Annotated in this window: 4 protein-coding genes and 2 pseudogenes; 2 read left to right on the top strand and 4 right to left on the bottom strand. The window is 68.9% G+C overall.

Annotated features, from left to right (window positions below; genetic code table 11):
* The 3 genes and pseudogenes from J1C73_RS35295 to J1C73_RS31965 all read right to left on the bottom strand — a co-directional run.
* Positions 1 to 103: pseudogene (locus J1C73_RS35295) on the bottom strand (ABC transporter permease); the annotation flags it as partial.
* Entirely contained in the window at positions 100 to 1,119 is a 1,020-nt protein-coding gene (locus J1C73_RS31970) for an ATP-binding cassette domain-containing protein (RefSeq protein WP_207319427.1), read from the bottom strand. The gene J1C73_RS31970 and the pseudogene J1C73_RS35295, both read right to left, overlap by 4 nt.
* 12 nt (positions 1,120 to 1,131) lie before the next feature.
* Entirely contained in the window at positions 1,132 to 1,803 is a 672-nt protein-coding gene (locus J1C73_RS31965) for a DUF4097 family beta strand repeat-containing protein (RefSeq protein WP_207319426.1), read from the bottom strand.
* 242 nt (positions 1,804 to 2,045) lie between these two features.
* Between J1C73_RS31965 and J1C73_RS31960 the strand changes: the two genes are divergently transcribed.
* Positions 2,046 to 2,780 carry a helix-turn-helix domain-containing protein gene (locus J1C73_RS31960; RefSeq protein ID WP_207319425.1) on the top strand — a complete coding sequence of 245 codons (735 nt, stop codon included), beginning with the start codon at positions 2,046 to 2,048 and terminating at the stop codon, positions 2,778 to 2,780.
* Positions 2,781 to 2,815: 35 nt separating this feature from the next.
* Here J1C73_RS31960 and metG read toward each other — a convergent pair whose 3' ends face one another.
* Positions 2,816 to 4,537: a methionine--tRNA ligase gene (metG, locus tag J1C73_RS31955; RefSeq protein ID WP_207319424.1), complete on the bottom strand. Its 1,722-nt coding sequence runs from the start codon at positions 4,535 to 4,537 to the stop codon at positions 2,816 to 2,818.
* Positions 4,538 to 4,861: 324 nt separating this feature from the next.
* Between metG and J1C73_RS31950 the strand changes: the two are divergent.
* Positions 4,862 to 5,568 (top strand): annotated as a pseudogene (locus J1C73_RS31950) (adenosine deaminase); the annotation flags it as partial.

Raw genomic sequence — 5,568 nt, 5'->3', positions numbered from 1 at the left:
TGAGGAGCAGGTTCAGGGTGAGGGAGGGGTAGCGGCGGGCGTGCAGGAGGTTGCGGCGCAGCATGGTGGCGGAGTCGCGGGCGGCGAGGGTGAGGGTGCTCATCGGGCTGTCTCCTTGGGCTGGTCGGGGATGTCTGCGGCGCCGGTCAGGGCGAAGAACACGTCGTCGAGGTCGGGGGTGTGGACGGTCAGTTCGTCGGCTTCGACGCCGGCGGTGTCCAGGCGGTCGAGGATGGTGCGCAGTTCGTGTTGGCTGCCGTCGCCGGGGATCTGCAGGGAGAGTGCTTCGTCGTCGCGGGTGGCGTTGTTGAGGGTGAGGGTGGCGCTGTGGTAAGCGGCGGGGTCGGTGAAGCGGAGGCGGACGTGTCCGCCGGGGATGAGGCGCTTCAGTTCCTTGGCGGTGCCTTCGGCGGCGATCTTTCCGTTGTTGAGGACGGCGATGCGGTCGGCGAGTTGGTCAGCTTCCTCCAGGTACTGGGTGGTGAGGAAGACGGTGACGCCGTCGGCGACGAGTTCGCGGATGATGTTCCACATGTTGTGGCGGCTGCGGGGGTCGAGGCCGGTGGTGGGTTCGTCGAGGAAGATGATCCGCGGGTTGCCGACCAGGGTCATGGCGATGTCGAGGCGGCGTTTCATGCCGCCGGAGTAGGTGGAGGCCGGCTTCTTCGCGGCGTCGGTGAGGTCGAAGCGCTCCAGCAGCCCGGCGGCGGCGCGCCGTCCCTCGTCGCGGGGGAGGTGGTGCAGGTCGGCCATGAGGAGCATGTTCTCCTCGCCGGTGATCAGGCCGTCGACCGCGGAGAACTGGCCGGTGACGCCGATCGCGGCCCGTACCGCCTGGGGGTTCGCGGCGAGGTCATGACCCCCGACCCGGACACCACCTGAACCGGAACCTGAACCGGAGCCGGAGCCGGAGCCGGAGCCGGAGCCGGCATCGGCGGACGGGGCGTCTGCGGAGACGAGGGTGGAGAGGATCTTGACGACGGTGGTCTTGCCGGCGCCGTTCGGGCCGAGCAACGCGAACACCGTTCCCTCAGGGACGGCCAGGTCGACGCCGTCGAGCACGACCTTTTCACCGTAGGACTTGCGCAGCCCGTTCGCCGCGATGGCCAGGTTCGTCATGACGCTTGCTCCTCAGAGGCTGCGGGCGACGATGTCGCCGTAGGCGGTGGTCGCGCGGATGTTCAGGCCGGCGGCGGCGCCGTCGGTGTTCTTGAGCGCGTTCTCGATCCGGCCGTAGGTGGTGCCGGCGTCCAGCGAGGCGGAGACTCCGCGGGCGGCGCCGACCGACACGTCGCCGGACCCGGTGCGCAGTACGACCGTGCCGCGCACGGCCTCGGCGATCCGGAGGTCGCCCTTTTGGGTGCTGATCTCCGCGGGGCCGCCCAGGAGACCGATCGAGACGTCGCCGGCGAGGAGGGTGAGGCGGGCGCTCGCGGCCTCGTCGAGCTTGACCGTGCCCTGCGCACCCTCGAAGGCGACGTCGCCGAGCCGCCCGACGCCCCGCAACTCGGCACCGGCCGCCTTCGCCTCGATGCGGGAATCGACGGGCAACTGGATGGTCACCTCGATGGATCCGGAGCTGCCGAGGACGCGGTTCTTCGTCGGTGAGGCCGCGATCCGCAGTACGCCATCGCCGTACTCGACGGTGGTCTGCTCCGCCGCCCGCACGTCGCGGCCCTTCGAGGCGTCCGCGGGCAGGACCTCGACCGTGGTGTCGGACCGGTCGGCGGCGATGAACCGGATGCGTCCCGCGGGGATGTCGAGGACGGCCGACACGGGGGTGGGGGTGTCGAACTTCTGCATTGCGTTCTCCTTCTTCTCCACCGGGCGCTTCTCCCGCCCGGTGTTTCTGATAGTGGAAACGCTACGTTGTGTTCAAAGATCGCACAACATACTCGTTGCATAGACTCGTCATCATTGCAGGTCAAAGGCATGACATCATTGCAATGATCTCGAACCTAATGCAACAACCCCACACTGAACGTTGCAATGAAATGCGAGTGAACGCTATGCTGAGGCCACCGCAGACCACGAAGGAGACCGCGATGCCGGGAGGCAGGCTCACCCAGCAGGAACGTCAGCAGATCGCGCTGGGACTGGCCGACGGCCTGGCCTACGCGGAGATCGCCAGAGGCCTCGGCCGTCCGACCTCGACGGTCACGCGCGAGGTGATGCGCAACGGTGGCCCCACCACGTACCGCGCCGACCTCGCCCACCGCGCCACCGAACGCCGCACCCACCGGCGCAGTCAGTCCGCGCCCCGGGAGTCGGAGGCGATCCCGCAGGCCCACGGACGCGACCCCGAGGAGGTGCGCGAGTACGAGGAGGCGTTCACCACCGTCCTCATACAGTCGGGCACGCCCAAGATGATGGCCCGGGTGATGACCTGCCTCTACACAGCCGACTCGGGCAGCCTCACCGCGTCCGAACTCGTCCAGCGCCTCAAGGTCAGCCCGGCGTCCATCTCCAAGGCGATCGCGTTCCTCGACAGCCAGGGCCTCGTTCGACGGGAACGCGACGGACGCCGCCGCGAGCGCTACGTCGTCGACGACGACATCTGGTACCAGTCAATGATCTCCAGCGCCCGGTCCGCCGCCCAGATCGTCGAGACCGCACGGCAGGGCGTCGGCGTCCTCGGTCCCGGCACCCCGGCCGGCGTCCGCCTGGAGAACATCGCCCGCTTCCTCGACTTCGTCGCCGAGAGCACCATCCGCTCCGCGGAGCAGGCCCGCGAGGTCCTCCACACGAAACCCGAAACGGCCCCGGACAGCACTGCCTGACGGAACCGCGGGCGTCACGGGCGCGGACGGCTCCGTCAGGCGCCGGCTCCGCCGAAGCGCTCGCGGTAGGAGTCCAGGTTCTCCTCCGTGATCTTCGCGAAGAGGACCGGCGGCACGGTGAACGGCGTACCGGCCGGGACGGTGTCCAGGGACTCGGCCTGCTCAGGGGTCACCCAGGCCGCCGTGTCGGCTTCCAGCGCGAAGGCGCCGCGCATGGCGGCGGCCGAGGCCGGGATCAGCGGTTCGGAGACGATCGCGTAGAGGTGGATGAGGTTCATCGCCGTACGCAGGGTCAGGGCCGCGCCGTCCGGGTCGGTCCTGATCTCCAGCCAGGGGGCCTTCGCCTCCAGGTAGGAGTTGCCCGCCGACCACAGGGCGCGCAACGCGGCGGCGGCCTTGCGGTACCGGAGGGCCTCCATGTGCTCCTCGTACTCGGCGAGGAGCCGCGCGATCTCACCGCCCAGGCGCGTTTCCGTCTCACCGGCGGCGCTGCCGGCCGGGACCTCGTCACCGAATCTCTTTCGGGAGAAGGACAGCACGCGGTTGACGAAGTTGCCGAGCGTGTCCGCCAGATCCTTGTTGACCGTGGCGGCGAAGTGCTCCCAGGTGAAGGAGGAGTCGTCGGACTCGGGGGCGTTGGCGATCAGGAAGTACCGCCAGTAGTCGGCCGGCAGTGTCTCCAGGGCCGCGTCGGTGAAGATGCCCCGCTGCTGGGAGGTGGAGAACTTGCCGCCGTAGTACGTCAGCCAGTTGAAGCCCTTGACGACGTCGACCTTCTTCCAGGGCTCGCGGACACCGAGCTCCGTGGCCGGGAACATCACCGTGTGGAACGGGACGTTGTCCTTGGCCATGAACTGCGTGTAGCGGACGGTGTCGTCGGCCTCGTACCACCACGACTTCCAGTCGCGGCTCTCACCGTCCGGGGCCGCGTCCGACCACTCCTTCGTCGCGCCGATGTACTCGATCGGGGCGTCGAACCAGACGTAGAAGACCTTGCCCTCGGCCGCGAGCTCCGGCCAGGTGTCGGCCGGAACCGGGACACCCCAGTCCAGGTCACGGGTGATGGCGCGGTCCTGCAGGCCCTCGGTCAGCCATTTGCGGGCGATGGACGAAGAAAGCTGCGGCCACTGCTCCTCGTGCCGGGCCACCCACGCTTCCACCTCGTCCTGGAGCCTGGACTGGAGGAGGAACAGGTGCGTGGTCTCGCGGACCTCCAGCTCCGTGGAGCCGCTGATCACCGAGCGCGGGTTCAGCAGGTCGGTCGGGTCCAGGACGCGGGTGCAGTTCTCGCACTGGTCGCCGCGGGCCCTGTCGTAGCCGCAGTGCGGACAGGTGCCCTCGATGTAGCGGTCCGGCAGGAAGCGGCCGTCGACCGGCGAGTACACCTGGCGGACCGCCCGCTCCTCGATGAACCCGTGTCCGTGCAGCCTGCGCGCGAAGTGCTGGGTGATCTCGGCGTTCTGCCGCGAGGAGCTGCGGCCGAAGTAGTCGAAGGCCAGCTGGAAACCGTCGTACACGGCCTTCTGCGCGTCGTGGGCCTGCGCGCAGAACTCCGCCACCGACATCCCGGCGGCCTTGGCCGCCAGTTCGGCCGGCGTCCCGTGCTCATCGGTGGCGCAGATGTACAGGACGTCGTGACCGCGCCGGCGGAGGTACCGGGAGTACACGTCCGCCGGAAGCATCGACCCGGCCATGTTGCCCAGATGCTTGATCCCGTTGATGTAGGGAAGCGCGCTGGTGACCAGGTGTCGAGCCATCCTCGGATGCTCCATTTCGTGCGTGCGGCGCCGGCGAAGGTGCCACGGCGGGGCCGGGCCGGAAAGGTGTGCGGCGGACGCGACCGCTCGGGCCACTCAACCGTGTCACACGCGGTGACGGCTTGATCCGCAAGGCGCCGCAACCGTATGGCACCCGGCTGCCACGCCGGCGTCGCACGGCCGGCGTTGGCATGTCACGTGGTACGTCGTGCGGCCTGCCACGTGACATGTCGTGCGGCCGGTCAAGCACTCGATCGAGTGGAGGTTTCAGGCCATAGATGTGGTTTGGGTGAAAAATACCTCCTCGGGCGCGATCATTCGGCCGTGATCTCAACAATCCGGACGGAACACCGTCCCAAGTCCCGCCTCCTGGCCGGGCTCGGCGCACTCACCGTGCTGACCCTGCTCCCGTCGTTCCCGGCCGCTGCCGCGCCCGCGCCCACGAACGACGCGTCGCCGCAGAGCGTCGGGCAGGCCTCGCCCCGCGTGGTGACCGCGGCCGAACGCAGGACCGCCGCGTACCTCGGTTCGCTGCGGAACAGGCCCGCGCGGCTGAAGGCCTTCTTCAGGGATCTGCCCAAGGGGGGTGACCTCCACAACCACTTGTCGGGCGCGGCCACGACCGAGTACCTGATCAAGCTCGCGATCGAGAGGGGCCTCTGCATCGACGCGACGATGACGGCTGTGGCGCCGCCGTGCGGGTCGGGCACCAGGCCCGCATCCGACGCACGGACGGACGCCGCCTTCCGGCAGCAGATCATCAGGGCCTGGTCCATGCAGGACTTCCCCGCCGATCAGTCCGGGCACGACCACTTCTTCGACACGTTCGGCAAGTTCAGCCTGGCGACCTGGGACCGCGGCAAGCTCCTCGCCAATGTGGCCGACACCGTGGTCGAGCAGAACCAGTTCTATCTGGAGACCATGGTCACCCCGGCCTCCGACAGCGCCAAGAAGCTTGCCGACAAGGTGGGCTACGACGCCGATCTGGCCGCCTTCCACCGCAAGCTCCTGGCCGGCGGGCAGCTCGACCG

It is taken from the genome of Streptomyces laculatispora, assembly GCF_017353455.1.
Classification (GTDB): Bacteria; Actinomycetota; Actinomycetes; order Streptomycetales; family Streptomycetaceae; genus Streptomyces; species Streptomyces laculatispora.
Note: the sequence above shows the minus strand (reverse complement) of the source record. Positions and strands in the feature narration are given on the sequence as shown.

Excerpts from the sequence above, each read along its gene's own strand:
- J1C73_RS31970 (WP_207319427.1), bottom strand. The coding sequence starts at position 1,119 with ATGACGAACCTGGCCATCGCGGCGAACGGGCTGCGCAAGTCCTACGGT.
- J1C73_RS31965 (WP_207319426.1), bottom strand. The coding sequence starts at position 1,803 with ATGCAGAAGTTCGACACCCCCACCCCCGTGTCGGCCGTCCTCGACATC.
- J1C73_RS31960 (WP_207319425.1), top strand. The coding sequence starts at position 2,046 with ATGCCGGGAGGCAGGCTCACCCAGCAGGAACGTCAGCAGATCGCGCTG.
- metG (WP_207319424.1), bottom strand. The coding sequence starts at position 4,537 with ATGGCTCGACACCTGGTCACCAGCGCGCTTCCCTACATCAACGGGATC.